At 66.5% G+C, this 26,657-nt stretch carries 26 protein-coding genes; 12 read left to right on the top strand and 14 right to left on the bottom strand.

The window, feature by feature from the left end; translation table 11 throughout:
- Positions 1 to 55: 55 nt before the first annotated feature.
- Positions 56 to 970, bottom strand: a complete 915-nt coding sequence (locus E5675_RS21215; RefSeq protein ID WP_136176234.1) for a prephenate/arogenate dehydrogenase family protein — start codon at positions 968 to 970, stop codon at positions 56 to 58.
- Complete coding sequence (hisC, locus tag E5675_RS21210) at positions 970 to 2,085, bottom strand: histidinol-phosphate transaminase (RefSeq protein ID WP_136176233.1); 1,116 nt, start codon at positions 2,083 to 2,085, stop codon at positions 970 to 972. The genes E5675_RS21215 and hisC overlap by 1 nt, the downstream gene beginning before the upstream one ends.
- A gap of 91 nt (positions 2,086 to 2,176) precedes the next feature.
- Between hisC and E5675_RS21205 the strand changes: the two genes are divergently transcribed.
- The 3 genes from E5675_RS21205 to metW are packed head-to-tail and all read left to right on the top strand — an operon-like array spanning position 2,177 to position 4,319.
- Positions 2,177 to 3,301, top strand: coding sequence for a homoserine O-acetyltransferase (locus E5675_RS21205; protein WP_136176232.1), 1,125 nt, complete (start codon positions 2,177 to 2,179; stop codon positions 3,299 to 3,301).
- A complete protein-coding gene (locus tag E5675_RS21200) occupies positions 3,298 to 3,735 on the top strand; it encodes a GNAT family N-acetyltransferase (RefSeq protein WP_136176231.1) in 438 nt (145 codons plus the stop codon). Before E5675_RS21205 ends, E5675_RS21200 begins: the two co-directional genes overlap by 4 nt.
- Positions 3,732 to 4,319 carry a methionine biosynthesis protein MetW gene (gene metW / locus E5675_RS21195; RefSeq protein ID WP_136176230.1) on the top strand — a complete coding sequence of 196 codons (588 nt, stop codon included), beginning with the start codon at positions 3,732 to 3,734 and terminating at the stop codon, positions 4,317 to 4,319. Before E5675_RS21200 ends, metW begins: the two co-directional genes overlap by 4 nt.
- A gap of 47 nt (positions 4,320 to 4,366) precedes the next feature.
- Here the strand turns inward: metW and E5675_RS21190 are convergent, their stop codons facing one another.
- Both E5675_RS21190 and E5675_RS21185 read right to left on the bottom strand, forming a co-directional pair.
- Positions 4,367 to 4,855 (bottom strand): DUF1993 domain-containing protein, encoded by a 489-nt coding sequence (locus E5675_RS21190; RefSeq protein WP_247594719.1) that lies wholly within the window; start codon positions 4,853 to 4,855, stop codon positions 4,367 to 4,369.
- Positions 4,856 to 4,909: 54 nt separating this feature from the next.
- Positions 4,910 to 5,545 (bottom strand): TetR/AcrR family transcriptional regulator, encoded by a 636-nt coding sequence (locus E5675_RS21185; protein WP_136176228.1) that lies wholly within the window; start codon positions 5,543 to 5,545, stop codon positions 4,910 to 4,912.
- A gap of 205 nt (positions 5,546 to 5,750) precedes the next feature.
- Between E5675_RS21185 and E5675_RS21180 the strand changes: the two genes are divergently transcribed.
- Positions 5,751 to 8,087 (top strand): TonB-dependent receptor, encoded by a 2,337-nt coding sequence (locus E5675_RS21180; protein WP_136176227.1) that lies wholly within the window; start codon positions 5,751 to 5,753, stop codon positions 8,085 to 8,087.
- Positions 8,088 to 8,283: 196 nt separating this feature from the next.
- Here E5675_RS21180 and E5675_RS21175 read toward each other — a convergent pair whose 3' ends face one another.
- Positions 8,284 to 8,766, bottom strand: coding sequence for an SRPBCC family protein (locus E5675_RS21175; RefSeq protein ID WP_136176226.1), 483 nt, complete (start codon positions 8,764 to 8,766; stop codon positions 8,284 to 8,286).
- A 48-nt stretch (positions 8,767 to 8,814) separates the two neighbouring features.
- Here E5675_RS21175 and E5675_RS21170 point away from each other — a divergent pair, with 48 nt between their 5' ends.
- Positions 8,815 to 9,141 carry a metalloregulator ArsR/SmtB family transcription factor gene (locus E5675_RS21170; protein ID WP_136176225.1) on the top strand — a complete coding sequence of 109 codons (327 nt, stop codon included), beginning with the start codon at positions 8,815 to 8,817 and terminating at the stop codon, positions 9,139 to 9,141.
- A gap of 239 nt (positions 9,142 to 9,380) precedes the next feature.
- On the opposite strand, the gene E5675_RS21165 is transcribed toward E5675_RS21170, so the two are convergent.
- The 3 genes from E5675_RS21165 to E5675_RS21155 form a co-directional block, all read right to left on the bottom strand.
- A complete protein-coding gene (locus E5675_RS21165) occupies positions 9,381 to 11,207 on the bottom strand; it encodes a M2 family metallopeptidase (RefSeq protein ID WP_136176224.1) in 1,827 nt (608 codons plus the stop codon).
- A gap of 75 nt (positions 11,208 to 11,282) precedes the next feature.
- Positions 11,283 to 12,035, bottom strand: coding sequence for an alpha/beta hydrolase (locus E5675_RS21160; protein ID WP_136176223.1), 753 nt, complete (start codon positions 12,033 to 12,035; stop codon positions 11,283 to 11,285).
- Between the two features lie 44 nt (positions 12,036 to 12,079).
- The gene (locus E5675_RS21155; RefSeq protein WP_136176222.1) at positions 12,080 to 12,727 is read right to left on the bottom strand and encodes a 2-hydroxychromene-2-carboxylate isomerase; all 648 of its coding nucleotides are present in this window, start codon (positions 12,725 to 12,727) and stop codon (positions 12,080 to 12,082) included.
- Between the two features lie 81 nt (positions 12,728 to 12,808).
- Here E5675_RS21155 and E5675_RS21150 point away from each other — a divergent pair, with 81 nt between their 5' ends.
- The 4 genes from E5675_RS21150 to E5675_RS21135 all read left to right on the top strand — a co-directional run bounded on the left by E5675_RS21150 (position 12,809) and on the right by E5675_RS21135 (position 16,936).
- Positions 12,809 to 13,300: a MarR family transcriptional regulator gene (locus E5675_RS21150; protein ID WP_247594718.1), complete on the top strand. Its 492-nt coding sequence runs from the start codon at positions 12,809 to 12,811 to the stop codon at positions 13,298 to 13,300.
- The gene (locus tag E5675_RS21145; protein WP_136176220.1) at positions 13,300 to 14,400 is read left to right on the top strand and encodes an HlyD family secretion protein; all 1,101 of its coding nucleotides are present in this window, start codon (positions 13,300 to 13,302) and stop codon (positions 14,398 to 14,400) included. Before E5675_RS21150 ends, E5675_RS21145 begins: the two co-directional genes overlap by 1 nt.
- A 117-nt stretch (positions 14,401 to 14,517) precedes the next feature.
- The gene (locus E5675_RS21140; RefSeq protein ID WP_136176219.1) at positions 14,518 to 16,110 is read left to right on the top strand and encodes an MDR family MFS transporter; all 1,593 of its coding nucleotides are present in this window, start codon (positions 14,518 to 14,520) and stop codon (positions 16,108 to 16,110) included.
- Between the two features lie 157 nt (positions 16,111 to 16,267).
- A complete protein-coding gene (locus E5675_RS21135; protein WP_136176218.1) occupies positions 16,268 to 16,936 on the top strand; it encodes a helix-turn-helix domain-containing protein in 669 nt (222 codons plus the stop codon).
- A gap of 255 nt (positions 16,937 to 17,191) precedes the next feature.
- On the opposite strand, the gene E5675_RS21130 is transcribed toward E5675_RS21135, so the two are convergent.
- From E5675_RS21130 to hemC, 6 genes are all read right to left on the bottom strand, one after another.
- Positions 17,192 to 17,926, bottom strand: coding sequence for a DUF4336 domain-containing protein (locus E5675_RS21130; RefSeq protein ID WP_136176217.1), 735 nt, complete (start codon positions 17,924 to 17,926; stop codon positions 17,192 to 17,194).
- 113 nt (positions 17,927 to 18,039) lie between these two features.
- On the bottom strand, positions 18,040 to 19,167 hold the full coding sequence (locus tag E5675_RS21125; RefSeq protein WP_136176216.1) for a CaiB/BaiF CoA-transferase family protein: 1,128 nt from the start codon (positions 19,165 to 19,167) through the stop codon (positions 18,040 to 18,042).
- Entirely contained in the window at positions 19,160 to 20,362 is a 1,203-nt protein-coding gene (locus tag E5675_RS21120; protein ID WP_136176215.1) for an acyl-CoA dehydrogenase, read from the bottom strand. The genes E5675_RS21125 and E5675_RS21120 overlap by 8 nt, the downstream gene beginning before the upstream one ends.
- A gap of 41 nt (positions 20,363 to 20,403) precedes the next feature.
- Positions 20,404 to 21,312, bottom strand: a complete 909-nt coding sequence (locus tag E5675_RS21115; protein WP_136176214.1) for a mitofilin family membrane protein — start codon at positions 21,310 to 21,312, stop codon at positions 20,404 to 20,406.
- 19 nt (positions 21,313 to 21,331) lie between these two features.
- Positions 21,332 to 22,021 carry a uroporphyrinogen-III synthase gene (locus tag E5675_RS21110; RefSeq protein WP_136176213.1) on the bottom strand — a complete coding sequence of 230 codons (690 nt, stop codon included), beginning with the start codon at positions 22,019 to 22,021 and terminating at the stop codon, positions 21,332 to 21,334.
- Positions 22,018 to 22,965: a hydroxymethylbilane synthase gene (hemC, locus tag E5675_RS21105; RefSeq protein ID WP_136176212.1), complete on the bottom strand. Its 948-nt coding sequence runs from the start codon at positions 22,963 to 22,965 to the stop codon at positions 22,018 to 22,020. Before hemC ends, E5675_RS21110 begins: the two co-directional genes overlap by 4 nt.
- Positions 22,966 to 23,027: 62 nt before the next feature.
- Here hemC and tsaD point away from each other — a divergent pair, with 62 nt between their 5' ends.
- From tsaD to E5675_RS21090, 3 genes are all read left to right on the top strand, one after another.
- Positions 23,028 to 24,062, top strand: coding sequence for a tRNA (adenosine(37)-N6)-threonylcarbamoyltransferase complex transferase subunit TsaD (tsaD, locus tag E5675_RS21100; protein WP_136176211.1), 1,035 nt, complete (start codon positions 23,028 to 23,030; stop codon positions 24,060 to 24,062).
- Positions 24,059 to 25,051 carry an NAD(P)H-dependent glycerol-3-phosphate dehydrogenase gene (locus E5675_RS21095; protein WP_136176210.1) on the top strand — a complete coding sequence of 331 codons (993 nt, stop codon included), beginning with the start codon at positions 24,059 to 24,061 and terminating at the stop codon, positions 25,049 to 25,051. Before tsaD ends, E5675_RS21095 begins: the two co-directional genes overlap by 4 nt.
- Positions 25,052 to 25,127: 76 nt before the next feature.
- Positions 25,128 to 26,657 carry a lipopolysaccharide biosynthesis protein gene (locus E5675_RS21090; RefSeq protein ID WP_136176209.1) on the top strand — a complete coding sequence of 510 codons (1,530 nt, stop codon included), beginning with the start codon at positions 25,128 to 25,130 and terminating at the stop codon, positions 26,655 to 26,657.

The following is a 26,657-nucleotide window of genomic DNA, read 5'->3' as shown; positions in this document are numbered from 1 at the left end:
TATCGAGGTAGCGCGGGGTTGCTGGCGGCCCCCGCCTCCGCGGGGGCGATGGTTATCAATGTTTCCGCCCGAAATCGGGCGCCGCGTCATCCTGCCCCTGCTCGATGATCGAGCGCCGGATCGCGCGCGTGCGCGTGAACCAGTCCTCGAGCTTCGCGCCGTCGCCGCGGCGGATCGCCTGCTGCAGCGCGGTCAGATCCTCGTTGAAGCGCTGCAGGGTTGCGAGCACCGCATCCTTGTTGGCGAGGAAGACGTCGCGCCACATCACCGGGTCGCTCGCCGCGATGCGCGTGAAGTCGCGGAAACCGCCTGCCGAATATTTGATCACCTCGCTCTCGGTGACCTCTTCGAGCTCGCTCGCGGTGCCGACGATCGTGTAGGCAATGAGGTGCGGCAAATGGCTCGTCACCGCGAGCACCATGTCGTGATGCGCGGCGCCCATCGTATCGACGCGCGCGCCGAGCGCCTGCCAGAAGCCCGTCACCGCCGCCACGGCGTCGTCCGGTGCGCCCGCGTTCGGAGTGACGATGCACCAGCGGCCGTCGAACAGGCTCGCAAAGCCCGCCGTCGGCCCGCTATTCTCGGTCCCCGCGACCGGATGCGCCGGAATGACGATATGATCGGGCAGCGCCTGCGCGAGCGCCTCGGCGACACCCGCCTTCGACGATCCGACATCCGAAATGATCGCTTCCGCCTTCAGCCCCGGCGCGATCGCCGCGGCCGCATCAGCCATGCGCCCGACCGGAACGGCAAGGATGACGAGGTCGGCATCGGCGACCGCGACGCGCGGATCATCGACGATCGTGTCGCAAAGGCCCAACGCGCGCGCCACATCGCGCACATCGTCGCTGGCATCATGGCCGGTCACCGCCACCCGCGGCAGCCGCTCCCTGATCGCGCGCGCGATCGACGAGCCGATCAGCCCCAGTCCGATGATCGCGACGCGATCAACGCTCGGCGCCCTTGGCATCAGCCGTTGAGCGCCGCGCGGATCGCGGCCGCGAGCCCGCGCGTCTCGTCCTCGGTGCCGATCGTCATGCGCAGCGCATTGGGAAGCCCCTGCCCCGGCAGCCAGCGCACGATATAGCCCGCGTCCATCAGGCGGTTATAAACCGTCTCGGCGCTGACATCGCCCTCGAACAGCACGAGCAGGAAATTGCACGCCGACGGCACGACGCGCACGCCATGATTGCCGAGGCTTTCGAGCTCGCTCGCCAGCCAGGCGCGCCATGTCGCATTATGCTCGCGGCTGTGCGCCACGAATTCCTCATCGCCGAGCGCCGCAACCGCGGCGGCTTGTCCGGCGCGCGTCACGTTGAACGGCAAGCGGATACGATGCAGCGCCGAAATCACCTCGGCGGAGGCATAGCCCCAGCCGATGCGCTCGGCGGCGAGCCCGTGGATCTTCGAAAAGGTGCGCGTGATGAACACGTTCGGCTGCGTCTTGGCGAGTTCGAGCCCGCCATCGTCCTCGGCCTCCGACAGATATTCGCTATACGCCTGGTCGATCACGAACAGGACATTCTTCGGCAACCCGGCATAGAGCCGCTGGACTTCCTCGCGCGTCGCGAGCGTGCCGGTCGGATTGTTCGGATTGGCGAGATAGACGACGCGGGTCTTGTCGGTCACGGCGGCGAGCAGTGCGTCGACGTCGGTCGCATAGTCGCGGTCGTCGGCCTCGACCGGCACCGCGCCGACGCGGCGCGCGGCGATTTCGTAAACCGCAAAGCCGTAGCGCACATAGAGAATCTCGTCGCCCACCCCGGCATAGGTGCCCGCCGCCAAGTGCAGCAGCTCGTCCGACCCGTTGCCGCAGATGATCCGCGCCGGATCGAGCCCGAACTTCGCCGCGATCGTCTCGCGCAGCTCGACAGAGCCGGGATCGGGATAGCGCGACAGCGCATCGGCCGCGCCCTGCGCCGCGGCAAACGCCGCGCGCGCCTTCTCGCCGGTGCCGAGCGGATTTTCGTTCGCGCTCAATTTGATCAGCGGGCGCCCGTCGGCGCCGGCCGACTTGCCGGGAACATAGGGAGCGATGCCGCTGATCCACGGCTTGGGCGTAAGGGTTTCGGTCGCGTCGGTCATGCCGCGCGGTTTAGCGGCTGTGCGCCCCAAGTCCAGCGCCTAGTCCAGCACGTTGACACGCTCCCCGCACCCGCTTAGCTCCGCGCGAACGATGGCGAGCCTTCTCCACCAGATTCAGCATCAGGGCGTGACGATCGACGCACCGCTGCCGCTCGACAGCGGGCAGGTGCTGCCGTCGGTGACGATCGCCTGGCAAAGCTATGGCGCGCTCAACGCCGACAGGTCGAACGCGGTGCTGATCTGCCACGCGCTCACCGGCGACCAATATGTCGCGAGCGATCATCCCGGAACCGGCAAGCCCGGCTGGTGGGCGCGCATGGTTGGCCCGGGCAAGCCGATCGATACCGACCGCTTCCACGTCATCTGCGCCAATGTGCTCGGCAGCTGCATGGGGACGAGCGGCCCCGCAACCCCCGACGCGGCGAGCGGCGCGCCGCTCGGCATGGCATTTCCCGTCATCACGATCACCGACATGGTCCGCGCGCAGGCGATGCTGCTCGACCATCTCGGCATATCGCGCCTGCACGCCGTCGTCGGCGGGTCGATGGGCGGGATGCAGACGCTCGCATGGGCGGCGACCTATCCCGAGCGCCTCCAATCCGCATTGGTCATCGCAAGCGCGGCGCGCCATTCGGCGCAAAATATTGCGTTTCACGAGGTCGGACGGCAGGCGATCATGGCCGACCCCGACTGGCAGGACGGCCAATATTATGGCAGCGCGCGCGCGCCGACGAAGGGCCTCGCGGTCGCGCGCATGGCCGCGCACATTACCTATTTGTCCGAAGCGGGGCTGACCGAGAAGTTCGGCCGCCGCCTGCAGGCGCGCGACATCAAGAGTTTCGGTTTCGATGCCGATTTCCAGGTCGAATCCTATCTCAGGCATCAGGGGCTGGCCTTCACCGACCGCTTCGACGCCAACGCCTATCTCTATATCACGCGCGCGATGGACTATTTCGACCTCGCCGACCCGCACGACGGCCGCCTCGCGGGCGCCTTCGCGGGCGCAAAGGATGTGCGCTTCACGCTCGTCAGCTTCGACACCGACTGGCTCTATCCGACCTCCGAATCGCGCCGCGTCGTGCAGGCGCTGCAGAGCGTCGGCGCCGCGGCGAGCTTCGTCGAACTGTCGGCGCCTTTCGGCCACGACAGCTTCCTCCTCGACGTGCCCGCGCTCGACAGGCTCGTCGCGGGGTCCCTGCGGGCGGGTCTGGCATGAGTGAAACCTATCACCTGTCCTTCGACCCGTCCGACATGCAGGTCGACGCGATCCACGCCTTTCTGACGCAAAGCTATTGGGCCGAAAATATCGCGCGCGCGGTCGTCGAACGCGCGATCGCCGGGTCGCTCTGCGTCGGCGTCTTCGCGCCCGGCGGCGGGCAGGTCGGCTTTGCCCGCGTCGTTACCGACCGCGCGACCTTCGCTTACCTCGCCGACGTCTATGTGCTCGAGGCGCATCGCGGACACGGCCTCGCCGCACGCATGGTGACCGCGCTGCACGATCATCCCGAGCTGCAGGGGCTGCGGCGCTGGATGCTCGCAACAAGCGACGCCCACGGCCTTTATGCCGCGCTCGGCTGGACCGCGATCGAGGACAGCACGCCGTTCATGCAGCGGCATTTCCCTTACGTTTACGGGCAGGCCGCACAATGAAGCTGCGCCCCGATCTGGCGATCATCGCCGACGCCGTTCCCGCGACCGCGCGCGTACTCGACGTCGGATGCGGCGACGGCGAACTGATGGCGGCGCTCCGCGCCAAGGGCGTCGACGCGCGCGGGCTCGAGATCGATCCCGACAATGTTACCGCGGCGATCGCGCGCGGCCAGTCGGTGGTGCAGGGCGACGCCAACCACGACCTCGCCGACTATCCCGACGACGCCTTCGATTATGCGATCCTGTCGCAGACGCTGCAGACAACCGAGCGCCCCGACCGCGTGGTTGACGAATTGCTGCGCATCGCGCCGCGCGCCTTCGTCAGCTTTCCCAATTTCGCGCATTGGCGAATCCGGCTCGCGCTCTTGTGGGGCGGGCGGATGCCGGTGACGCGGCTGCTCCCCGTCGCCTGGTACGAAACGCCGAACATCCACCATGTCACGGTCAGCGACTTCCGCGACCTCGTCCGCGACAAGGGCATCGGGGTCGAGCGCGTCTGGCACCTGTCGGGCGACAAGCCGGCGAGCGACGCCGCCGCCAGCTGGCGTGCCGAACATGCGATCTTCCTGATCGCGCGCGGCTGAGTCCCGAAGTCGCAGGCGACCGGGACGGGAGCGTAGCGGATCCGCGGCTAGTCCGCGGCCGGCACCTTGTGGCGGGCCATATGCGGCATGAAATCCATCTTGCCGATGGCCAGCCCCGCATCGCGCAGCAAGGCATAGGCCATCGTCACGTGAAAATAGAAGTTCGGCATTATCCAGTCGCGAACATCTTCTTCGGACGACATCACAAAGCGCACGCCATTTGGCAATGTCAGGTCGACCGTTGCTTCGGCGTCGGCCCATCGGGCAGGGTCGGCCTGATCAACCAGCGCGCGGACCGCGGCAATCCGCTGACGAATCTCTGCAAGCGAGGCGTATGTGGTTTCTTCGAGCGGGACCGCCGTACCACCCACTTGATTGAGGGCCAGAAGCACTTGATTCAAAGCGACGCGGAACTGAAGCTCGAGCGGGAACATATCCTCGGTCAGTTTTGCGGCAAGCACATCGTCCGGCATCTTGGCATCGACCGCCTTGCCGACAAGATGATCAAGCGTGCCGAGCATGTTGGCAAAAGTCATTCGCGCTGATTGAGCGTAAGGCATCGCATATCCCTGTAATTGGCGGCCGGACCTTCAATCCTTCTTTTTCAGGCCGTTGGCCAGCATGTCATTCGCGATCCGGGCAATTTCGGAAATGTCGATCTCGGTGTCCCACAGGCCGTAGCGCATCCCCAGAAACACATTCATGCCGCCGATTGCCCAGGCGTGGATCTCGCCGATGTCGGCGCGGATTTCGCCGCGCCCTGCGCCCGCCTCCAGTCGCTGCCGGATGCGCTCGACGGTCGTTTCATAGTGGCGGCGATAGCTCGCGTAATCGACGAACTCGGCCTCGTCGATGATGCGGTAAATCTCCTTATGCTCGCGCACGAAGCCCAGATAGGATTCGAGCCCGATGCGTTCGGCGCTGATCTCGTCGGGCGCCGCTTGCACCAGCGGCGTGACATGGTCGCGCAATTGCTCGCTCATATAGCGGACGAGCGCCTGGAAGATTTCCTCCTTCGAATCGAAATAGGTGTAGAAGCTGCCGAGCGCGGTCCCGGCGCGGCGCGTGATCGCACTGATCGACGCCTCGTGAAAGCCGCGCTCGCCGAATTCGACCGCCGCGGCGTCGAGCAGCTTGCGCAGCGTCCGCCGCCCGCGCTCGGTGCGCGGCGTCTTGTCGCGCGCATCGCCCGTGCCTTCTCCCGTTTCGGTCCGCGGCTGATCCATGGCTGCCTTTCCGTCTCCCCCTCCGTCCGGCTCTGCCTGCATCGTGGCATTTCCGCACCACTGGCAAGCAAAAAACGACGAAGTCCGTTTCCAAGTTGAAACTTGGTTCATGTTTCATTATTGGAAGCGGCGCGGCTTGGCAAGCACCGGCCCAAGAAAAGCAAATCGGGCGGCGAGGGGTCGCCCGCCACATGGGAGAGTTTTCATGCGTCCTTTCGCCCGCCCGCTGCGCCGTGCCGTCCTCGCCACCAGCGCCCTTTCGATGATCGCCTTCGCCCCGCCGGCCTTCGCGCAGGAAGAGGGCGTTACCGACGCCGGCGATAACGAGATTATCGTGACGGCACGCCGCCGCGACGAACGGCTGATCGACGTCCCCGTCGCGATCACCGCTTACTCGGGCGAGGCGCTCGAAAAGGCGGGCGCGATCGACATCACCGACATCGGCGCGACGACGCCGAACACGACGCTCGAAGTGTCGCGCGGGTCGAACTCGACGCTCAGCGCCTTCATCCGCGGCGTCGGCCAGCAGGACCCGGTGTCGGGGTTCGAACAGGGCGTCGGCATCTATCTCGACGACGTCTATCTCAACCGGCCGCAGGCCGCGGTTCTCGACATTTACGACGTCGAACGCATCGAAGTGCTGCGCGGGCCGCAGGGCACACTTTATGGCCGCAACACGATCGGCGGCGCGGTCAAATATGTGACCAAGCCGCTTCCGCAAGAATTTTCGCTCAAAATCAAGGGCGCGCTCGGCACCTATGACCAGGCCGACCTCGTCGTCACCGCGAGCGCGCCTATCGGCGACCTGCTCCGCGTGGGAGGCTCGGTCGCGCGCCTGTCGCGCGGCGGCTTCGGCGACAATCTCACCACGGGCCTCGAAAATTACAACAAGGACGTCTGGGCGGGTCGCGGCACCGTCGAGCTCGGCGGCTATGACGCCCCCGTGCTCATCCGCATCACGGGCGATTATTCGAAGGACAAGAGCGATCCGCGCGGCGGCCATCGCCTGATCCCCTCGCTCGCGACGAGCGCCCCCGTCCTCGACGACGTCTTCGATTCGCGCGGCGGTCTCAACGATCCGAAGCAGGATATCGAGGCCTATGGTCTTGCGATGAACGTCACCGCCGAACTCAGCGACACGGTGACGCTGCGATCGATCAGCGCGTGGCGCAAGGACCGCTCGGCGACCCCGATCGACTTCGACGCGCTTCCCGCGGTCGACGTCGACGTCCCCGGCTTCTATTTCAACGAACAGATCAGCCAGGAATTCCAGCTGCTCTACGAAGGCGACCGGCTGAAGGGTCTTCTCGGCTTCTATTATCTCGACGCGACCGCCGACACTTTGTTCGACGTGCGCATCTTCAACACTTTCGCCGGGCTGACCGCCTTCACCGAGGCCGACGTCGACACCACGACCTTCGCGGTGTTCGGCGATGCTACCTTCGATTTCACCGACCGGCTCAGCCTGTCGGTCGGCGGCCGCTATACCTGGGACAAACGTGAAGCCTCGATCCTGCGCCAGAATTATCTCGGCGGTGGATCACCCGTATTCGGTGGCGCCGGCGTGCCCTTCGGCGCGCCCAGCACCAATTTCGAGGGCAGCCGGAACTTCAAGAAATTCACCCCCCGCGCTTCGCTGTCGTTCAAACCGACCCCCGATCACACGCTCTATGCAAGCTATTCGCAAGGCTTCAAGGGCGGCGGCTTCGACCCGCGCGGCGTCGGCGTCAACGCGCCCGCAGCAATTCCCGGCAGCCCGACCGACGCCGAAGTCGCTTCCTTCCTCAGCTTCCTTCCCGAACAGGTCGACAGCTATGAAGTCGGTTACAAGGGCAGCCTGATGGACGGCGCAGTCAATGTCGCGCTCGCCGCCTTCTACGCCGATTATTCCGACGTCCAGATCCCGGGTTCTGTCGCGTGCACAATCCTTGCCGGTACGCCTCCTGTTCCCATTCCTTCCTTCTGCGGCGTCGTCTCGAACGCCGGCAAGGCGACCTTCAAGGGGCTCGAATTCGAAGGCCGCGCGCGGCTCGGCGAAGATATGGCTGCGGTCGGCGACCGGCTGACGCTATCGACCGCGCTCGGCTATATCGACGCCGAATATAAGGAATATATTACCAACGTCGGCGGCGTGCCCACCGATGTCGCCGACTTCCGCGAGGTGCAGAACACGCCGAAATGGACCGCGAGCGCCAACCTCGCCTATTCGGCCCCGATCGGCGACGGCGACATCAGTTTCGGGACGACGCTGTCGTACCGCAGCAAGACCTATCAGTTCGAAATCCCCAATCCCTATATCGACCAGAAAGGCTTCGCGCTATGGGACGCGAGCATCGTCTACACCGCGCCCGACGACCGCTGGAGCCTCGGCCTGTTCGGCAAAAATCTGACCGACAAGGAATATAAGACGTCGGGATATACGTTCGTCAATTTCGACCCCGTGACCGGAGCGCCGACATCGGCGCTCGGCACCGAAGGCACGCTGACCGCCTTCTACGGCAACCCGCGCCAGGTCTTCGTCACCGGCACGGTCAAATTCTGATCCGACGACAAAAGGGGGAGAAGGGGCGCCCGCCGCGGCGCCCATTTTTCCTTCGCCCCTGCCGGCTATACGGCCCGGATGTCTGCTCTGGGATGGAAAGCCGACGGCGCCAACATTCGCTACCCGCCGCGTCCGGACATTTTACGTCCGCCCGCCATGCTTCGAATATCGCACCACGGCACCGGGGATTGCCGAATTATTTGTACATCCCCTCGCGTAAATTGATGCCATGTTCCAGCCACGCCTTCAGCGCACAGAGCATCTGCGACCAGCCCTGGCAATTGCCATAGGAGGCGCTGAGCGCGCCCTGATTCTCGCGCCATCCCTCCTCGGCGATTTCGACCAGCGTGCGGCCGTCGTCGAGCCCCCTGAAGTTCATCGTCACGCGCGTGCGATAGTCGGCGTCCTTCGGTTCGCTGCCCTCGACGTTGTGCGCCTCGCCTTCGCTCGCCTGCCATTCGAGGACGATCTTCTCATCGGGCACGACCTCGATCACCCAGACCGGGAAGGCACCCGGAAAGTCATGGAAGTCCCACGTCACCGTCGCGCCGGCCTCGAGCCGCCCCTCTGCACCGCCCGTGGTAAAATAGTTCGACAGCTTCGCGGGATCCGCGACCGCCTCGAACACCTCGTGCACGGGCTTCGCGATCCGCGCCGCGACCCTGAATTTCAGTTCCATGTCGATTCTCCGCTTGAGTCGCATCCTTTTATGTTATAAAAATATAACATGTCAATTCATGACCAGTTCGACGCGACGTTCAAGGCGCTCGCGTCGCCGATCCGGCGCCAGATTCTCGACGATCTGAAGGACCAGCCGCTAACGACGGGGGCGCTGTGCGGCCATTTCGCCGACATCGACCGCTGCACGGTGATGCAACATCTGAAGGTGCTGGAGGATGCGGGGCTGGTGATCGCCGAGCGCCGCGGCCGCGAGCGCTGGAACCATCTCAACGCGATACCGATCCAGGACATCCACGACCGCTGGATCGGCCCGCACGCCGCAGCAGCAAGCGCCCGGCTGGCGCGCTTCAAGCAGTCGATCGAGGCGGAGTGATGCGGGGCGGTGACGGGGAACGGCCTGTATCGGCCGTTGAGTATCTCATAACTTCGTCATTCCCGCGAAAGCAGGAACCCAGAGTGGGGTCAGCCGACGCACGCTCTAGGTTCCTGCTTTCGCGGGAATGACGAAGGTTGGGAATGGCCTCTTCCCACCCCAAAGCCGATAATTGCGCTCGCGCATAAAAAGGCCGGGGAGTCACCTCCCCGGCCCTTGTCAAATCGCCGCAACCGCGATCACCACCCCTGCGGCTTGCCCCTATTCTGTTCGTCGAGCCATTTCTTCAGCGGCGCGAAATAATCGGCCATCGCCTTGCCCGACATTTCGCGGTTGCCGGTAAAGGCTTCGAGCGCGTCGGGCCACGGCTTCGACGCGCCCATTTCGAGCATCGCGTTCAGCTTCGCGCCGACCTCTTTGTTGCCATAGAAGGAACAGCGGTGGAGCGGCCCCTTCCAGCCCGCCTGCTTGCACGCCGCCTGATAGAATTGGAACTGCAGCACCCGCGCGAGGAAATAGCGGGTGTAGGGCGTATTGCCGGGAATGTGGAATTTCGCACCCGCGTCGAACGCGTTCGCCGGCCGCTCGCTCGGTGGCGTGATGCCCTGATATTCCTTGCGCAGATCGGTCCAGGCCTTGTTGTAGCCGGCGGGCTGGATCGACCCGTCGAAGACGCCCCAGCGCCAGCGGTCGACGAGCAAGCCGAAGGGCAGAAAGGCGACCTTGTCCATCGCCTGCCGCAGCAGCAGGCCGATATCCTTGTCGGCGCTCGGCACCTTCGCCTTGTCGAGCAGCCCGATGTCGACAAGATATTGCGGCGTGATCGACAGCGCGACGAAATCGCCGATCGCCTCATGGAAGCCGTCGTTCGCGCCGTTGAGGTAGAGGAAGGGCTGCTTGTTATAGGCCCGCTGGTAATAATTGTGGCCTAGTTCGTGGTGGATGGTGATGAAGTCGTCAGCGTTCACCTTGATGCACATCTTGATGCGGATATCGTCCTTATTGTCGATATCCCACGCCGACGCGTGGCAGACGACCTCGCGGTCGGCGGGTTTCAGGAACTGACTGCGCTTCCAGAAGGTTTCGGGCAGCGGCGCCATCCCGAGCGACGAATAGAAATTCTCGCCCGCCTTGACCATGTCGAGCGGGGTCTTGCCCTGTGCGGTCAGGAGGTCGCCGATGTCATAGCCGAGGTCGCCGGTGCCAGCAGGCGCGACCAACGGATAGATATTGCCCCATTCCTGCGCCCACATGTTACCGAGCAGGTCGGCGCGGATCGGGCCGGTCTTGGGCTGCACCGCGTCGCCATATTTCTCGTTGAGCTTCCAGCGGACATAGGTGTGGAGCGCCACGTACAGCGGCTTCATGTCCTGCCAGATCTTTTCGGTCAGCTTGGCGAATTCTTCGGGCGGCATGTCATAACCCGAACGCCACATCGCGCCGGTGTCGGTGAAACCCAGCTCCTTCGCGCCCTCGTTCGCGATGCCGACCATGCGGGCATAATCGTCCTTCATCGGCGCGCCGACCTTGTCGTGCCAGCTCGTCCACATTTCGGCGAATTGCGCCGGCGTGTTCTCGAGATTGCCCATCTCGGCCTCGATATCCGACCCCGAGATTTCCTTGCCGTTCAGCGTACCGCGACCCTTGCCATATTGCGACTGCAGGTCGGTTGCGATCGTGTTGAGCTCGGTCGCTGCACCCGGCGTCGTCGGCGCGGGCAGCACGATGCCGGTGCGCAGGATGTCGAGCTTGCGCCTGGTGTCGGGGCTGAGCCCCGCGACATTCATATATTTCGCGGCCTCGAGCGCATATTTCACCGACTTTTCGGTGCCGACCGCGTTGATCCGCGCCGCCATCGCGTCGGTATCCTCGGTGATATAGGTCGAATTGACCCAGTTCACCTGGCTCGCCTCGACCGTATAGTCGAACAGGTCCTTCTCTACCCCGGCGATGAAGGCATCGGCGTCCGCCGCGGTAGGGACCGCGGCGGGTGCGGTTTGCGCAAAAGCGGGGGTCGCCACCGCGAGCGACAGGGCAAGCGACAGCGTCGAAATCATGGCTTTCATGGGGTGCGTCCTCTGGAATGTTATCGCAGCGCTCTCTGGCGCATGCGAACAGCTAAGCGCCCGGCGCGAGTCCGGTCAAGTCGCGAGAAAGGCGGCGATCGCTTCGCCCAGCTCGGGCTCCGTCACGCTCGACATATGCGTCCCCGGAATTGTCGCAAGCCGCGCGTCGGGCAATGCCGCCACCAGCTCCTCGGCCGATCCATTGTCCTGATCGCGCTCGCCGCAAACGACGAGGGTCGGCATCGCCAGCGCCGCGAGCATCTCGGGCGTGGTATCGGTGAAGCTGTCGAGCAGATGCCCCGCCGCGATGCGGTCGACCTTCATCGTCTTCATGAATTGAACCGAAAGCCATGTATCGTCGCCGCGTTTCGCCGTCTCATATTCAGCGATCACGCGCTTGAAGAAGCGCCCGCGCCGCTGCCAGCCAGCGAGCCCCGCCAATCCCATGCCGCCAAGAATCAAACGGCACGGTTTCATCCCGGCGACAACCGCGCGCGCGCTCGTCCGCGCGCCGAGCGAAAAGCCGCCGAGATCGAAGTCGGCAAAGCCCAGATGCGCTACCATATCTTGCAGATCGTGAACCAGCACGTCGGGCGGATAGAATTCCTCCTCGTGCGGTGCATCGCTCGATCCGTGGACGCGCAGGTCGGGCATGATCACGCGGTATCCGTCGCGGGCGATGCGCGCCGCGGTGCCGAACTTGATCCAGTTGACCTCGCCGCTCGAAAACAGACCGTGCAGCAAAATCAGCGGCCGACCTTCGCCCGTCTCGCGCCAAGCCAGCCGCACGCCGTCGCGCGCTTCGAAATATCGGGGTTCGATCATCATGCTCCGCGCTATGGGCCTTTCGCGCCCGGTTCGGCAAGCGCCGATCAGCGGGGGAGAAGCCCCTTTTGCTCCATGCGCCATTTCGCCATCTCGATCCGGTCCTGCCCGAAAAAGGGCTCGCCTTCGAACACGAGGGTCGGGACGCCCCAATGGCCCGCGATTTCGAGCGCGACCTGGTTGCCGGCGATTTCGTTGTCGAGCGCTTCGGCCTCGCGCGCGGCCTCTTCGTCGAGTTCGGCGAGGTCGAGCCCGGCGCGCTTCGCCGCACGCGCGAGATGATCGCCGAGATGCCAGTCCTGCGCGCCGCCCCAGATGAGCTGGCCGACCTCGTGCGCGAAGGCGAGCCCCTTACCGCGCCGCGATGCCGCCTGCCCGAGCCGGGTAAGGCGATGGATATAGGGCTGCTCGGCCGCGATCTCGCGCGTCGCGACATTCTGGACGATCGGGTCGGGGTGCGGCGGACCGAACGGAATGCCGTGGAACTGCGCGACGCGGATCATGTCGCGCATCGTATAGCTCAGCCAATTGGGATGATTACGCTCGAAGAAGTCGGGCTGGCGGATCGCGAGCGGATAGACGGGCCGCAAATTGATGACGACGTCATGGCTCGCAGCGAGCGCGCGGTAGCGGCCGATCGCAAGATAGCTGTACGGCGAACGGAAGGACCAGAAAAGGTCGGCGGTTAAAGTCATCCCCACATCCTGCCCAAAAACATGCCCCACGCAAGCAGTGTAAAGAAAATTTACACCATATTCGAGACTGTTGGCAATCCCGTGCGGCAGTTGAATATAGTAGCAATTGCTATTATGTCCTATGACATGAGCGAAACCATCGGATTCTTGCTGAATGACACCGCGCGCCTGTTCCGGCGCGCGTTCAATGCGCGCACGAAGGAAAGCGGGATCACCGCGCTGCAATGGCGGCTGATCACTTACCTCAAGCGCCACGAGGGTATTCGTCAGGGCCCGCTCGCCGAGTTGATCGAAGTCGAGCCGATCACGCTGTCGCGGATGGTCGACCGGCTGGCCGAGGCGGACCTTGTCGAACGCCGCGCCGACCCCGCCGACCGCCGCGCGTGGCAGCTCTATCTGACGCCGCGCGCCGGCGACGTGCTCGGCGGGATGCGCGCCACCGCCGATGCGCTGACCGCCGAAGCCACCGAAGGGCTGAGCGCCGTCGAGCGCGAGCAGCTGATCGACCTTGTCGAGCGCGTCCGCGCCAACCTGTCCCGCCGCATATGCCAAAAAGAAAAAGAGACAATCTGATGGATCAGCTCTCCCCCGCCCGCCCGAAAGCCGAAGAGGCGACGCCGCCGAAGCGAGCGCCAAAGGCCGATCCGCTGCCCGATCCCGCGCTGCCCGCCGAAACCGCGCCCAAGGCGAGCTGGCGCGCACGGCTGTTGATGTTCGGGCTGCCCGCCCTGCTCATCGCGGGCGGCGCCGGCTGGTGGCTGACGAGCGGCGGGTCGGTGTCGACCGACAACGCCTATGTCCAGATGGACAAGGTGTCGGTCGCGGCGGAAGTCGGCGGGCGGATCACCGAAGTTGCCGTCCGTGACGGCCAGCAGGTCGCGAAGGGGCAGCTCCTCTTCCGCATCGACGGCGAGCCCTATGCGTTGAGCGTCGCGCAGGCGACCGCGGCGATCGACGCAGCCCGGGTCGAGGTCGGCAATCTGGCGGCGAGCGCGAACACATCGAGCATCGACATCGCCGCGGCGCGCGAGGATGTGAAGTTCGCGCAAGTGACCTTCGATCGGCAGGCGGCGCTGATGGAAAAGGGTTTCACGACGAAAGCCGCCTATGATGCCTCGCGCCACGCGCTCAGCCAAGCACGCGAAAGCGTCCGGCAGGCCGAAGCCGCCGCCGCCGAAGCGCGCACCAAGCTCGCCGCGGGCCCGTCGAGCGGGATCAACCCGCAGGTCGAGGCGGCGCGCGTCCAGCGGTCGCAGGCGCAGGTGAACCTCGACCGGACGACGGTGCGCGCGCCGGGCGCGGGGCGCATCGCACAGTCGGACCGATTGCAAGTCGGCCAGATGATGGTCGCGGGGCTGCCCGCGGTCACGCTGGTCGACACCGCGCATCCGTGGGTCGAGGCCAATTTCAAGGAAACCGACCTTGCGAACATGCGCGTCGGCCAGCGCGCCGAAATCAGCTTCGACGCCTATCCGGGGCTGACGGTGCGCGGCCATGTGCTGACGATCGGCGCGGGCACGGGCAGCGAATTTTCGGTGCTACCGGCGCAGAACGCCACCGGCAACTGGGTCAAGGTAACGCAGCGCGTGCCGGTGCGGATCGCGTTCGACGAAAAGCCGTCGCGCGACATGATCGCCGGGCTGTCTGCCGATGTACGGGTGTTTACGAAGTAAGCGGAATGCTCCTTTCCACCCTCCCTTCGTCATTCCCGCGAAAGCGGAAACCCAGCTGCGACCTTTGCTCGCTGGGTTTCCGCTTTCGCGGGAATGACGAAACTTTTTGAGATCGCCATGGCCAGCCGCCCTCTCTCCCGGCGCTCGCCCGCCGCGTTGCTGCCCGTCGACGACAGCATCCCGCTCCACGAGCGCGTCCGCTATCGCGGCCTTCTGACCGTCGCCGTCATGGGCGCGTCGATCATGCAAATCCTCGACACGACGATCGCGAACGTCGCCATCCCGCACATGCAGTCGGCGCTCGGCGCGACGAGCGAGACCGTGACCTGGGTGCTGACGAGCTATATCCTCGCCTCGGCGATCGCGATGCCGATCACTGGCTGGCTCGCCGACCGTATCGGGCGGCGCGAGCTGTTCCTCGGCGCGGTCGCGGGCTTCATCGTCGCGTCGATGGCGTGCGGTGCCGCGCAGACGCTCGAACAGATGGTCGCCTTTCGCTTCATGCAGGGGATTTTCGCGGCCTTCATCGGCCCGCTGTCTCAGTCGGTGATGCTCGACATCAACCCGCCCGAGCGCCACGCGCGCGCGATGTCGATCTGGGGCATGGGGATCATGATCGGTCCCATCCTGGGGCCCGTGCTCGGCGGCTGGCTGACCGAAAGCGTCAACTGGCGCTGGGTCTTTTACGTCAACCTCCCCGTCGGATTGCTGACGCTCGCGATGATGTGGGCGCTGCTGCCCGCGACGCGCAGGACCGACCGCAAGTTCGACCTGTTCGGTTTCTCGATGCTCGCGCTCGGCCTCGCCGCGCTGCAACTGATGCTCGACCGCGGCGCGCACGAGGACTGGTTCAACAGCGTCGAAATCTGGATCGAATGCGGGGTCGCGATCGCATGCCTCTGGATGTTCTTCGTCCACCTGTTCACCGCACGCGGCGATACGCTGTTCAACCGCAAGATGCTCGCCGACCGCAACCTCGTCACCGCGATGGGCTTCATGGTCGTGATCGGGGTCGTGATGTTCGCGTCGATGGCGCTGCTGCCGCCGATGCTGCAGAATCTGTTCGGCTGGCCCGTGATCGACACCGGGATCGTGCTTGCGGTGCGCGGGGTCGGCATTTTGATGAGCATGTGGGTCGCCGGACAATTGCTCGGCCGGATCGACGCGCGCTGGCTGGTCGGCACCGGCCTGCTGATCGCCGCTTATTCGCTGTGGCAGATGAGCCACTGGTCGCTCGCGATGGGAATGGAGCCGGTGATCGTCAGCGGGCTGGTGCAGGGGATCGGCATGGGCCTGATCTTCATTCCGCTCAACACCATGGCGTTCGCGACGATCGCGCCGCAGCACCGCACCGACGGATCGAGCCTGCTCAACCTGCTCCGCAGCCTCGGCGCGTCGGTCGGCATTTCGATCGTCACCACGCTGCTCGGCGCGAACACGCAGACGAGCCATGAGGATCTGGCGGCGCATGTCACCAACAGCTCGGTCGGCCTGCTCGATCCGTCGACGTCCGACCGCTTCGGCTCGATGGGCGAAGCTGCGATGGCGATGATCAACGCCGAGATCAACCGGCAGGCGGCGATGGTCGCCTATATCGACGATTTCTGGCTGATGATGTGGGTGACTTTGGTGTCGGTACCGCTGGTGGTGCTGTTGAAGCCGCCGAAGCCCGGCGGGCCGCGGGCGTCGACGGCGGATATGGGGCATTAGGATCTACGACGAGGTTGAGACGATCGCTTGTGACCGTTCCCGGAAAACCGGCCTCCCCAACATTTCGTGACCCGCATCGGTGCGACATCCGGCGCCGCGCCATATTTCCCGGCCTCTCGCTAACGCTCTTTTAACCAGCGCGCCGCAACAAGCTAATATGGCCATTTCCGGATATTTTCTTCCCTTGGAACCCGGCGCCGACAGACGGCAGGACGGCCGCCGGAAACTCAGCCTTCTCGCCAAGGGCGCGCGGCACGACGGCACGGGCATCGACGTCCGAATCCACAATATTTCGGGATCGGGCCTGCTGTTCGAAAGCGACATCAAGCTGGCGACCGGCGACCGAATCGAAATCGAGCTGCCGCATGCCGGCGACATTACCGCCATCGTGATCTGGGCCAGCGGACGGCATTTCGGCTGCCAGTTCGAAGGTCCGGTATCGCGCGCCACGCTGAGCGCCGTCGAACTGAAGAGCGCCACCGACATGGCCCCCGCCCCCGAAAAGGAAGAGCCGGAACCGGCGACCGGCGAATCCTTCGGCCACCGCCTGCGGCAGCTTCGTATCGAAGCGAAGCTCGACCGGGCCGAGGTTGCCAAACGCATGCGCGTCAGCGCGGCATCGGTTCTGGGCTGGGAAAAGGACCGGGCCCGCCCCAGGCCTGGCCGGATGGCGGCACTCGCGAAGATTCTGGGCGTCGAGACCTCCGACCTGCTCGGCGAGGCCACGCCCGAGGGAATGCAGGAGCTGATCGACCGCGGCCGCGAAGAAATCGCGCGCGCGATCGGCGTCAGCGCCGACAGAATCCGGATCATCGTCGAATTCTAGCACCACCATGATGGCGCATGTCGCGGCGGCGGGCGAAGGTCTCGGCGGCGGATATGGGGCATTAGAATAGGGGCACGGCTGTTTTGGGGTGGGCGCGGACCTCCGCTTCCTCTCCTTCGTCATCCCGGACTTGATCCGGGATCCATTGCGGCGCTGACGTCATGGACCCCGGATCAAGTCCGGGGTGACGATGCAGGATAGGTCCGCAATCGGTTGAAAACAGGTCGTTTGCTGCCTTTCCAGCCCCGCTCGCGACTAAAGCGCCCATCCGAACGCGCGGCGCAATTCGGCGGCGCCGCGGCTTTCATAGGGGAGACCGTGCGCCATCACGACGCGCTCGCAGTCCCAACCCAGGATTTGCGCCATCGCGGCGCGCACCGCGCGGCGGCGCGGCCAGAAGGTCAGGCGCATGTCGACCGGCGTGCCGCCCTTGGGATGGGCGACCCCCGCCAGCCGCACCAGCCCGCGAAACAGCCGGCTGCGAACGCGCGCGGGTTCGAAATTCTCGATCAGGTCGGCCAGAATCGCGGTGCGCGAGGGGCGGTGAAAAAACACCGCTTCGCTGACCATCGTGCCCGGGACGAGCACGCCGGCGATATCGTCGGGAAGCGGCATCGCCGGGCCTTCGAGAAGCGCGTCGATGCGAAAGTCGCGTTTCGCCTTTTCGGCAAGCCCCGGCACGGCGAGGGTCTGCGCCGCAGGATAGCGGACCTGCCAGTCGGCGACATACCAGTAATGAATGCTGTTCGGCGCGACGAGCCAGCCAACTTCGCCCAGCCGGTCGATCGCCGCGAACAGCGCATCGTCGGGAGCGATCGGCGAGTGGACCCACAGTCGTCCGCCGGGCAGGCGCACGACCGTCATCCGCGTCGGAAAGGGCATCGACGCGGGACCATAGTCCATGCGGATTTCGGGGCCGTCGACGATCCAGATCCGCTCGCCGAACGGCTTGGGCACGTTGAGCGGCGCATAGGGGACGAAGCCGGACATGGGCGGCAGGATAACAGATGCCGCGGCCGCCTTCCAATTCGGCGGCGGCGGATATGGGGCAATGACGGCTTCGGGGCGGGTAGCGGACGCCGCTTTCCCGCTGCAAGCAGCCGCTAACCGCCAAGCGGCGGCGCACCCCTGTGCGCAACCATGCGCTCGCCGTCGATGACGATCGGGCTCGCGACCCCGTCGATCGACGCCCCCTCGGGGCGAAAGCGCATGCCGCGCGCGACGACCTGCGGATCGGCGAACACCTGCGCGAGGTCGTTGATCGGGCCCGCCGGCACCCCCTCGGCCTCGAGCGCGAGCGACAGCGGCTGCGCCTCCCACGCCGCGATCTTCGCCGCGAGCAGCGGGATCAGCTCGGCGCGGTTCGCGAGCCGCGCGGCATTGTTGACGAAACGCCGATCGTCGGCCCATTCGGGCACCCCCAATATCCCGCAAAGCTTTCGATATTGTCCGTCGTTGCCAACCGCGATCACCAGCTGGCCGTCGGCGGTCGCAAAGACCTGATAGGGAACGACATTGACGTGCGCATTGCCCATCCGTTTCGGCACAACCCCGCTCGCAAGGTAATTGGCCGCTTGATTGGCGAGCACCGCGACCTGCGAATCGAGCAGCGCCATGTCGACATGCGCGCCCGATCCGGTGACGTCACGACGTCGCAAGGCGGCCAGGATCGCCACCGCCGAATACATGCCGGTAAAGATGTCGGCGTAGGCGATCCCCGCCTTTTGCGGCGCGCCGTCGGGCTCGCCGGTCAGCGACATGAAGCCGCTCATCGCCTGCACGATATAATCATAGCCAGCGCGGTGCGCATAAGGCCCGGTCTGACCGAAACCGGTGATCGAACAGACGACCAGCCGAGGAAAATCGGCGCGGAGCCGCGCGGGATCGAGCCCGTATTTGACGAGCCCGCCGACCTTGTAATTCTCGATCACGACATCGGCACCGGCGAGCAGCGCGCGCACCTCCGCCTGCCCCTCCGCGCACGCGATGTCGATCGCGACGCTGCGCTTGCCGCGGTTGCAGCTGTGATAATAGGCCGCGCCAAGATTTTCGCCGTCGGCGCCGGTGACGAAGGGCGGACCCCATTCGCGCGTATCGTCGCCCGCGCCCGGCCGCTCGACCTTTACCACCTCGGCGCCGAGATCGGCGAGCAATTGCCCGCACCACGGCCCCGCGAGCACCCGCGCCAGTTCGACGACGCGGATGCCTTCGAGCGGCTTCGGATCAGGCAAAGGCGCTGATGCCGGTGATCGCGCGACCGAGGATCAGCGCGTGGACGTCGTGCGTGCCCTCATAGGTGTTCACCGTCTCGAGGTTCACCGCGTGGCGGATGACGTGATAATCGGCCGAAATTCCGTTGCCGCCGTGCATATCGCGCGCGACGCGCGCGATATCGAGCGCCTTGCCGCAATTGTTGCGCTTCAAAAGGCTGATCGCGTCGGGGACGAGCCGCCCTTCGTCGATCAGCCGCCCGACGCGGAGCGCCGCCTGGAGCCCGAGCGCGATTTCGGTGAGCATGTTGGCGAGCTTGAGCTGGACGATCTGGTTCGCCGCAAGCGGGCGCCCGAACTGTTTGCGCTCGAGCGTATAATTGCGCGCGGCTTCGTAGCAGAATTCGGCGGCGCCCATCGCGCCCCAGCCGATCCCGTAGCGCGCGCGGTTGAGACAGCCGAACGGGCCCTTGAGCCCCGAGACATGCGGCAACAGCGCATCCTCGCCAACCTCGACCCCGTCCATGACGATCTCGCCGGTGACCGAGGCGCGGAGGCTCACCTTGCCCTCGATCTTGGGCGCCGACAGGCCTTTCATCCCCTTTTCAAGGACGAAGCCGCGGATCGCGCCGTCATGCGCTTCCGACTTCGCCCAAACGACGAAGACGTCGGCGATCGGCGAATTGGTGATCCACATCTTCGCGCCCTTGAGGCGATATCCGCCCTCGATCTTTTCGGCGCGCGTGCGCATCCCGCCGGGATCGCTGCCCGCATCGGGTTCGGTGAGGCCGAAGCAGCCGACGAGCTCGCCCGCGGTCAGCCCGGGCAGATATTTGCGCTTCTGCTCTTCGCTGCCATAGGCGTTGATCGGGTGGATCACGAGGCTGCTCTGCACCGAACAGGCCGACCGGTATCCTGAATCGATCCGCTCGACTTCGCGCGCGATCAGGCCATAGCTGACATAGTTCAGCCCCGCGCCGCCATATTCGGGGTCGATCGTCGCGCCGAGCAGGCCGAGCGCGCCCATTTCGGACATGATCTCGCGGTCGAACCGCTCGTCGAGGAACGCCGAGGTCACGCGCGGTAGCAACGCATCGGTCGCATAGGAGCGCGCGGTGTCGCGGACCATCCGCTCTTCGTCGCTCAGCTCGGCATCGAGCTGGAGGGGATCGAGCGGGTCGAGCGCTTCGATGCGCTGCGGATCGGCGAGGGCCATGGGTCTGCTTTCTTCAAAAAGCGACGCATGGAACCGGGTCGCTACGGGGTCGGTTCGGCCGTTTTACGAGCCACCGCGGCAGGCGGGCTGTCGCGCGGCTCCAATATCGCCGCGGTCTCGATCAGGTCAAGCGCGCGCCGAGCCTCATGATAGCGCCGCGCGTCCATCAGCCACTCGCCAGCGACCTCGGCACCGGGCATCGCTTCGACCTCGGCGATCGCCTGATCCGCCTGCCCAGCCGTCAGATAGCGCCGCGCGCGATCGAGCCGTTCGGATGCGCGCGGCGATTTGGTTCCTGCCGCGCGCACGACGAACAGCTCGCCCAGTTCGCGGCGGAGCCCGGTCCACAGGCTGCCGTCGCCGTCGCCGCCCCGCCCGACGAGCTGCGGCGCCAGCGCGTCGAGTTCGGTGCGAAGCCGCTCGAGCGTCACCGGGTCGCGCGACGTGTCGATGATCGTCTTGACCGCATTCGGCTGGTCGTCGCCGAAGCGCAGCCGCAGCTGCGCATCGAGATAGCCCAACGACAGCCCGCGATCGAGCGCGCGGCGCACCGCGAAGGCGACGAGCAGTCCTTCCGCGCGCGACGCGTTGCCCGACGCCGATTCGGCCTGGAGCGTGATGCGCGACAGCCTTTGTTCGAGTTCGGCGACGCGCGCCGCGAGCGCATTGGCGCCGTCGACCGGCGTCACCATCAGCGGCGGCACAGCGGTGTCGCCCTTTGCCGCCCCGCCGGTCAGCAGCGGATTGGCCGCGCCCGCGGGTGCGCCCGCCGCCTTGGGCGCGGGCGATATATTGCCGCCGTTCAGCCAGCGATTCACCGCCCATCCGCCGCCGACGATGCCGATGAGCAGGAGGAGGAAGGCACCGATGACGAGCGCGCGGAACGATAGCCCCTTCGCCGGGACCGCCCCGCCCGCAGACGGGGAGGTTTCGAAGCTGTCGATTGCCATGTTTCTCTTTCGAACGACCCTATTTCGCACCCTTGTGCCACAAAGCACGCGCCTGTGCCAATATTGCGACATCGTCGGGCCGTTCGGCAACCGCGACATCGCGCCAGCCCTCCCCCGCCGCCGCAGCCACAGCCGGGCTGATCGCTGCGATCGACAGATGCGCGCGCGCCGCGCCGACCAGATCGGCAATGCGCCTTGCTGCGCGCGCCGAATGCGCGAGCAACACCGCCGGTGCGGTGATCAACCCCGCCCACTCCACGGGCGGCGGGAGGGGGTCGACGGCATAGCAGGGCAGCGCCGTGATCGCCGCGCCGCGCGCGTCGAATTCGGACCGGTCGCGCCCGCAAAGCCATAATATCGTTTGAATATTTTGCGATGTCATGGCGTCAAGAAGTTGCTGTGCGTCGGCTGTGCCGGTCCGCGCCACCGTCAGACCAGCCGCTTCGGCCGCGCGCGCGGTCGCCTCGCCCACGGCGTGGACGGGCAGGCCTCGGAGGCGCGTGATTTCGGGACCCCCCAGCCGCGCGGCAAAGGCGCTGGTCAACAGCAGCGCATCGAAATCTTCGGCGGCGGGCGCGCGCCAGTCGAGCGGGCGCGCAGCAAACAGCGGCACCGCGTGGACCTCGAAACCCATCGCCCCGGCCCGCAGGGCCGTCGCGGCATTGCCCGGCTCGGGCCGCGTGACGATCAGCGGCGGCCCGTCCGTCATGGCGCGAACAGCATCCGGACGCTGTCGGGCGCCTCGGCGAGCAGGCGGCGCGCCAGCACGGCGGGCATGTCGGGCCCGGTCACGACGATATGCCCCGCCGCATGCTTGGCGCCATCCTCCGAGAAAATCTCGGCATCGAGGCGCAGCGCGCCATCCTCCTGCCAATAGGCATGCGCGGCGACAGGCGAACGGCAATCACCGCCCAGCGCCGCGAGAAAGGCGCGCTCGGCAGCGACGGCGCGATGCGTCGGCGCGTGGTCGACCGCGGCGAGCAGCGCGATCGTTTTGGCATCGTCGGCGCGGCATTCGATCCCGATCGCGCCCTGCGACGCCGCCGGAAGCAGCACCGCCGCGTCCTGCACGATCCCGACATCGTGCATCCCCAGCCGATCGAGCCCCGCCGCGGCGAGCAGCGTCGCATCGGCGTCGCCGCCCGCGATCTTGGCAAGCCGCGTCGCGACATTGCCGCGCAGCAGCACGGTGTCGAGATCGGGACGCAGCCGCTTCACCTGCGCCGCGCGGCGCGGGCTGCTCGTGCCCAATCGTGCCCCGAGCGGCAAGTCGGCGATCGTCGCGGCCGCGATCCCCTCGCGCACCACCAGCCGGTCGCGCGGATCAGCGCGCTCGAGCATCGCGCCCAGGAAAAAGCGCGCGTCGCGCAGCGTTTCGACATCCTTCAGCGAATGCACCGCGATATCGATCTTGCCCGCGTCGAGCGCCCCGTCGAGTTCGCGCGTCCACAGCGCCTTGCCGCCAACCTCGGCGAGCGCGCGATCCTGAATCCGGTCGCCAGTCGCGGTCATCGGCACGATTTCGAGCGCCTCGGCAGGCAGGCCATGGCCCGCGATCAGCGCTGCCATCGCCATATGCGCCTGCGCCATCGCAAGCGGCGAGGCCCGCGTCCCGATGCGCAGCGGGTTTTCGGGGGTCGGAAGTCCATTCATCAGCCGCCTGCTAGCGCGGCTTGCCCTGTCGATAAAGAGGCGGGTAAAGGAACGCGCAACATATGACCCTCATCCTTGGCCTTGAATCGAGCTGCGACGAAACCGCGGCGGCGCTCGTCGACAGCGAGCGGCGCATCCTGGCGCAGCGTGTCGCGGGGCAGGAAGCCGAGCACAGCCCCTATGGCGGCGTCGTCCCCGAGATCGCGGCGCGCGCGCATGTCGACCGGCTCGCGCCGATCGTCGAGGGCGTGCTCGCCGACGCCGGGGTTTCGCTCGCCGACGTCGACGCGATCGCCGCGACCGCCGGCCCCGGCCTGATCGGCGGGGTGATGGTCGGGCTCGTCACCGGCAAGGCGCTCGCCCACGCCGCGAACAAGCCGCTGATCGCGGTCAACCATCTCGAAGGCCATGCGCTCAGCCCGCGCCTCGCCGATGCAAGCCTCGAATTCCCCTATCTGCTGCTGCTCGTCTCGGGCGGCCATTGCCAGCTGCTGCTGGTCAAGGGCGTCGGCGACTATCGCCGCCTCGCAACGACGATCGACGACGCCGCGGGCGAGGCGTTCGACAAGACCGCGAAGCTGCTCGGCCTCGGCTATCCCGGCGGCCCCGCGGTCGAACGCGTCGCGAAGGACGGCGACCCCAAGGCCGTGCCACTCCCCCGCCCGCTCGTCGGCAGCGCGGAGCCGCATTTCTCCTTCGCCGGGCTCAAGAGCGCGGTGGCACGCGCCGCCGCGAGCGGAGAGCATAGCGTCCCCGACCTTGCAGCGTCCTTCCAACAGGCGGTTGTCGACTGCCTCGTCGACCGCAGCCGCATCGCGCTTGCCGCCTGTCCGGAGGCGACCGCTTTCGTCGTCGCCGGCGGCGTCGCGGCGAACGGCGCGATCCGCACCGCACTCACCGATCTCGCCGCGCGCTTCGACAAGGGTTTCGTCGCGCCGCCGCTCTGGCTCTGCACCGACAATGGCGCGATGATCGCTTGGGCGGGCGCCGAACGCCTTGCCGCCGGGCTTACCGACGCGCTCGACGCGCCCGCGCGCCCGCGCTGGCCGCTCGATCCCGAGGCCGAAGCGGTGCGCGGCGCCGGAGTGAAAGCATGACGTCATACGGGAATTTCGGCGTCGTCGGCGGCGGCGCGTGGGGCACCGCGCTCGCGCAGCTGCTCGCGGCGGGCGGCGCGCCCGTCCGTCTCTGGGCGCGCGAAGACGATGTCGTTGCCGCGATCAACACCGAACATCGCAACCCCGTCTTCCTCCCCGGCGCAACTCTCTCGCCGTCGCTGACCGCGACCGGCGACCTCGCCGAAATGGCCGATCTCGACGCGCTGCTGATCGTCGTCCCCGTCCCTTATCTCCGCGCCGTGCTCGCCGACCTGCCGCCCGGCGACGGCCCGCTGATCTTCTGCAGCAAGGGCATGGAGGCGGGCAGCTTCGCTTTTCCGATCGACATGGCGCGCGAACTCGTGCCGCAGCGCCCGCATGCCGTGCTGTCGGGACCGACCTTCGCGCACGAGGTCGCCGCCGGCCTGCCGACCGCGATTACCCTCGCCGCCGCCGACGCCGATGTCGCCGGGAAACTCGCGCAGGCGCTCGCGCGCCCGCATTTCCGCCCCTATGTCTCGACCGACATGATCGGGGCGGAAATCGGCGGCGCGGTCAAGAATATCCTCGCGATCGCGTGCGGTATCGTCGATGGCGCCGGGCTCGGGCTCAACGCGCGCGCCGCGCTGATCAGCCGCGGCTTCGCCGAAATGACGCGCTTCGCCCTCGCGCGCGGCGCACAGGCCGAAACGCTTGGCGGGCTCGCGGGGCTCGGCGACCTCGTGCTCACCTGCACCTCGTCCAATTCGCGCAACTTCGCGCTCGGTCAGGGGCTCGGCCGCGGCGAAAAGGTCGAGATACTGATGGCCGACCGCCGCACCGTTGCGGAAGGCGCGTTCAGCGCACCGGTCGTCGCCGCCGCCGCGCGCTCCGATGGCATCGACATGCCGATCACCGATACGGTCGCGCGCCTCGTCGCCGGCGAAGAGCGCGTCGCCGACGCCATTCAGGCCCTGCTCAGCCGTCCGCTGCGACCCGAAGGGCGATGAATTGCCGCACACAATTGCCTGCTCCCTCCCACCGCGCTAGACTGCGTTTCAGGGCAAAGCAGAAGGGGCGCCAGGCTTGAGCCAGACCGATAGCGCAGCCGCGCCCCAATCGCCCGACGTCGCTTCGCGCGACGCGGACACAGCGGCGCTCGCGAAGGGCGGGCGCACCAACTTCTTCGGCTTCATCCTTCGCCTCGTCGCGCGCCTGCCCTTCCTCTATGTGGCGGGCCGCTGGTACGGGCCCGAGGCGGTCGGACGCTTCGCCTTTGCTGTGCTCGTCATCGAACTCGTCGCGCAGCTCGCGACTTTGGGCCTCAAGCGCGGCCTCGCCGAACAGTTGAGCGCGGAGGGTGCCGACCAGCGCATCGTCGTCTGGGACGGCATGTTCGTCGCCTTCATCGTCTCTGCGGCGGGATCGGCGCTTCTCCTCCTGTTTCCGCAGCTCATGTATCCGGCGGGCGACGTCGACAGCGCCGATCGCTGGATGGCGCTGCTCGTCTTCGTGATCGCGGGAACCGACATCGCGCTCGCCGCCTGCGCGTATAAATTCGACGTCGGCGCGACCGTGCGCGCGCGCGCGATCGTCGAACCCTGGGTGATCAGCGTCGCAGCGGCGGGCTTCTGGTTCGTTTCGGCGCGCGACGGGCTGATGCTCTCCTATGCCGCCGCGATGGTCGGGGCCTTTCTCACCGCGCTCATCCCGATGATCCGCCACTATGGCGGCCCCGGAGTATGGCGCCCGCATCCGGCGCACCTGATCCTGCTCGCGCGGCGCAACGCCCCGCTCGCCGCCGCCGATGCGATCGAATGGGGCACGCGCCGCCTCGACCTCTTCATCCTCGGCCAGTTCACCTCGCCGACGATCTACGGCATCTATTATATGGCGCAGCAGGTCGCCTCGCTGCCGCAAAAGCTCAAAACGAGTTTCGAGCCGATCCTCGGCCCGGTGATCACGCGCAACCTCGCCGAAAAGCGGCTGAGCGCCGTGGCGGCGCAGGTCAGCCAAGTGGGCTTCTGGATCATCGCCGCGCAAGCCGGCGTCGCGCTCGCGCTCGGCATACCGGGCGAGGCGGTGATGGGCCTCGTCGGCCCCGAATTCGTCAGCGGCACCGCCGCGCTTGCCTTCCTGCTCGCCGCCGAGGTCGTTGCCGCGACCGCCGTCGTCAGCGAAGCCGCGCTCGTCTATGTCGCGCGCCACCGCAACCTGCTCATCAGCATGGCAACGCTCGCGCTGCAGGCGGTGCTCAGCGTCGCGCTGATCCTCATAGCCAAGTCGATGGGATTGCCGCCCATCTATTACGCGGCGGCAGTCGCGCTCGCGCTGATGCTCGCGCTCGGTTTCGCCTCGCTCGTGAAGGCGCGGCTGCTCGCGCGCATCCTCGGCGCGCCGGTGAACAGCCTGCGCTGGGCGCTCGTATGGGCGACGGCGGGCGCCGCGGTGCTCGGCTGGGGCGCGACGCAGCTGCCCGAATGGGCCGAGCTGCTGATCGGCGTGCCCTTCATCCTCGGCATCTACGGCTGGCTGATCTGGACGCGCGGTTTCGGCCCCGCCGACCGCGAATTGTTCCGAAAGCACCCCGACCCGGCCGCGGCACCCGCGAGTTAG

This window comes from Sphingopyxis sp. PAMC25046 (assembly GCF_004795895.1).
Classification (GTDB): Bacteria; Pseudomonadota; Alphaproteobacteria; order Sphingomonadales; family Sphingomonadaceae; genus Sphingopyxis.
This window is presented reverse-complemented; position numbering and strand designations above follow the sequence as displayed.

Bases quoted from the DNA above. Each gene is read 5' to 3' on its own strand.
- E5675_RS21095 (WP_136176210.1), top strand. From the start codon at position 24,059: ATGACGTCATACGGGAATTTCGGCGTCGTCGGCGGCGGCGCGTGGGGC.
- E5675_RS21175 (WP_136176226.1), bottom strand. From the start codon at position 8,766: ATGGAACTGAAATTCAGGGTCGCGGCGCGGATCGCGAAGCCCGTGCAC.
- E5675_RS21180 (WP_136176227.1), top strand. From the start codon at position 5,751: ATGCGTCCTTTCGCCCGCCCGCTGCGCCGTGCCGTCCTCGCCACCAGC.
- metW (WP_136176230.1), top strand. From the start codon at position 3,732: ATGAAGCTGCGCCCCGATCTGGCGATCATCGCCGACGCCGTTCCCGCG.
- E5675_RS21135 (WP_136176218.1), top strand. From the start codon at position 16,268: ATGGCCATTTCCGGATATTTTCTTCCCTTGGAACCCGGCGCCGACAGA.
- E5675_RS21160 (WP_136176223.1), bottom strand. From the start codon at position 12,035: ATGATGATCGAACCCCGATATTTCGAAGCGCGCGACGGCGTGCGGCTG.
- E5675_RS21190 (WP_247594719.1), bottom strand. From the start codon at position 4,855: ATGACTTTTGCCAACATGCTCGGCACGCTTGATCATCTTGTCGGCAAG.
- E5675_RS21120 (WP_136176215.1), bottom strand. From the start codon at position 20,362: ATGGCCCTCGCCGATCCGCAGCGCATCGAAGCGCTCGACCCGCTCGAT.
- E5675_RS21115 (WP_136176214.1), bottom strand. From the start codon at position 21,312: ATGGCAATCGACAGCTTCGAAACCTCCCCGTCTGCGGGCGGGGCGGTC.
- E5675_RS21110 (WP_136176213.1), bottom strand. From the start codon at position 22,021: ATGACGGACGGGCCGCCGCTGATCGTCACGCGGCCCGAGCCGGGCAAT.
- E5675_RS21215 (WP_136176234.1), bottom strand. From the start codon at position 970: ATGCCAAGGGCGCCGAGCGTTGATCGCGTCGCGATCATCGGACTGGGG.
- hisC (WP_136176233.1), bottom strand. From the start codon at position 2,085: ATGACCGACGCGACCGAAACCCTTACGCCCAAGCCGTGGATCAGCGGC.
- E5675_RS21155 (WP_136176222.1), bottom strand. From the start codon at position 12,727: ATGACTTTAACCGCCGACCTTTTCTGGTCCTTCCGTTCGCCGTACAGC.
- E5675_RS21200 (WP_136176231.1), top strand. From the start codon at position 3,298: ATGAGTGAAACCTATCACCTGTCCTTCGACCCGTCCGACATGCAGGTC.
- E5675_RS21165 (WP_136176224.1), bottom strand. From the start codon at position 11,207: ATGAAAGCCATGATTTCGACGCTGTCGCTTGCCCTGTCGCTCGCGGTG.
- E5675_RS21205 (WP_136176232.1), top strand. From the start codon at position 2,177: ATGGCGAGCCTTCTCCACCAGATTCAGCATCAGGGCGTGACGATCGAC.
- hemC (WP_136176212.1), bottom strand. From the start codon at position 22,965: ATGAATGGACTTCCGACCCCCGAAAACCCGCTGCGCATCGGGACGCGG.
- E5675_RS21170 (WP_136176225.1), top strand. From the start codon at position 8,815: ATGTCAATTCATGACCAGTTCGACGCGACGTTCAAGGCGCTCGCGTCG.
- E5675_RS21130 (WP_136176217.1), bottom strand. From the start codon at position 17,926: ATGTCCGGCTTCGTCCCCTATGCGCCGCTCAACGTGCCCAAGCCGTTC.
- tsaD (WP_136176211.1), top strand. From the start codon at position 23,028: ATGACCCTCATCCTTGGCCTTGAATCGAGCTGCGACGAAACCGCGGCG.
- E5675_RS21140 (WP_136176219.1), top strand. From the start codon at position 14,518: ATGGCCAGCCGCCCTCTCTCCCGGCGCTCGCCCGCCGCGTTGCTGCCC.
- E5675_RS21185 (WP_136176228.1), bottom strand. From the start codon at position 5,545: ATGGATCAGCCGCGGACCGAAACGGGAGAAGGCACGGGCGATGCGCGC.
- E5675_RS21145 (WP_136176220.1), top strand. From the start codon at position 13,300: ATGGATCAGCTCTCCCCCGCCCGCCCGAAAGCCGAAGAGGCGACGCCG.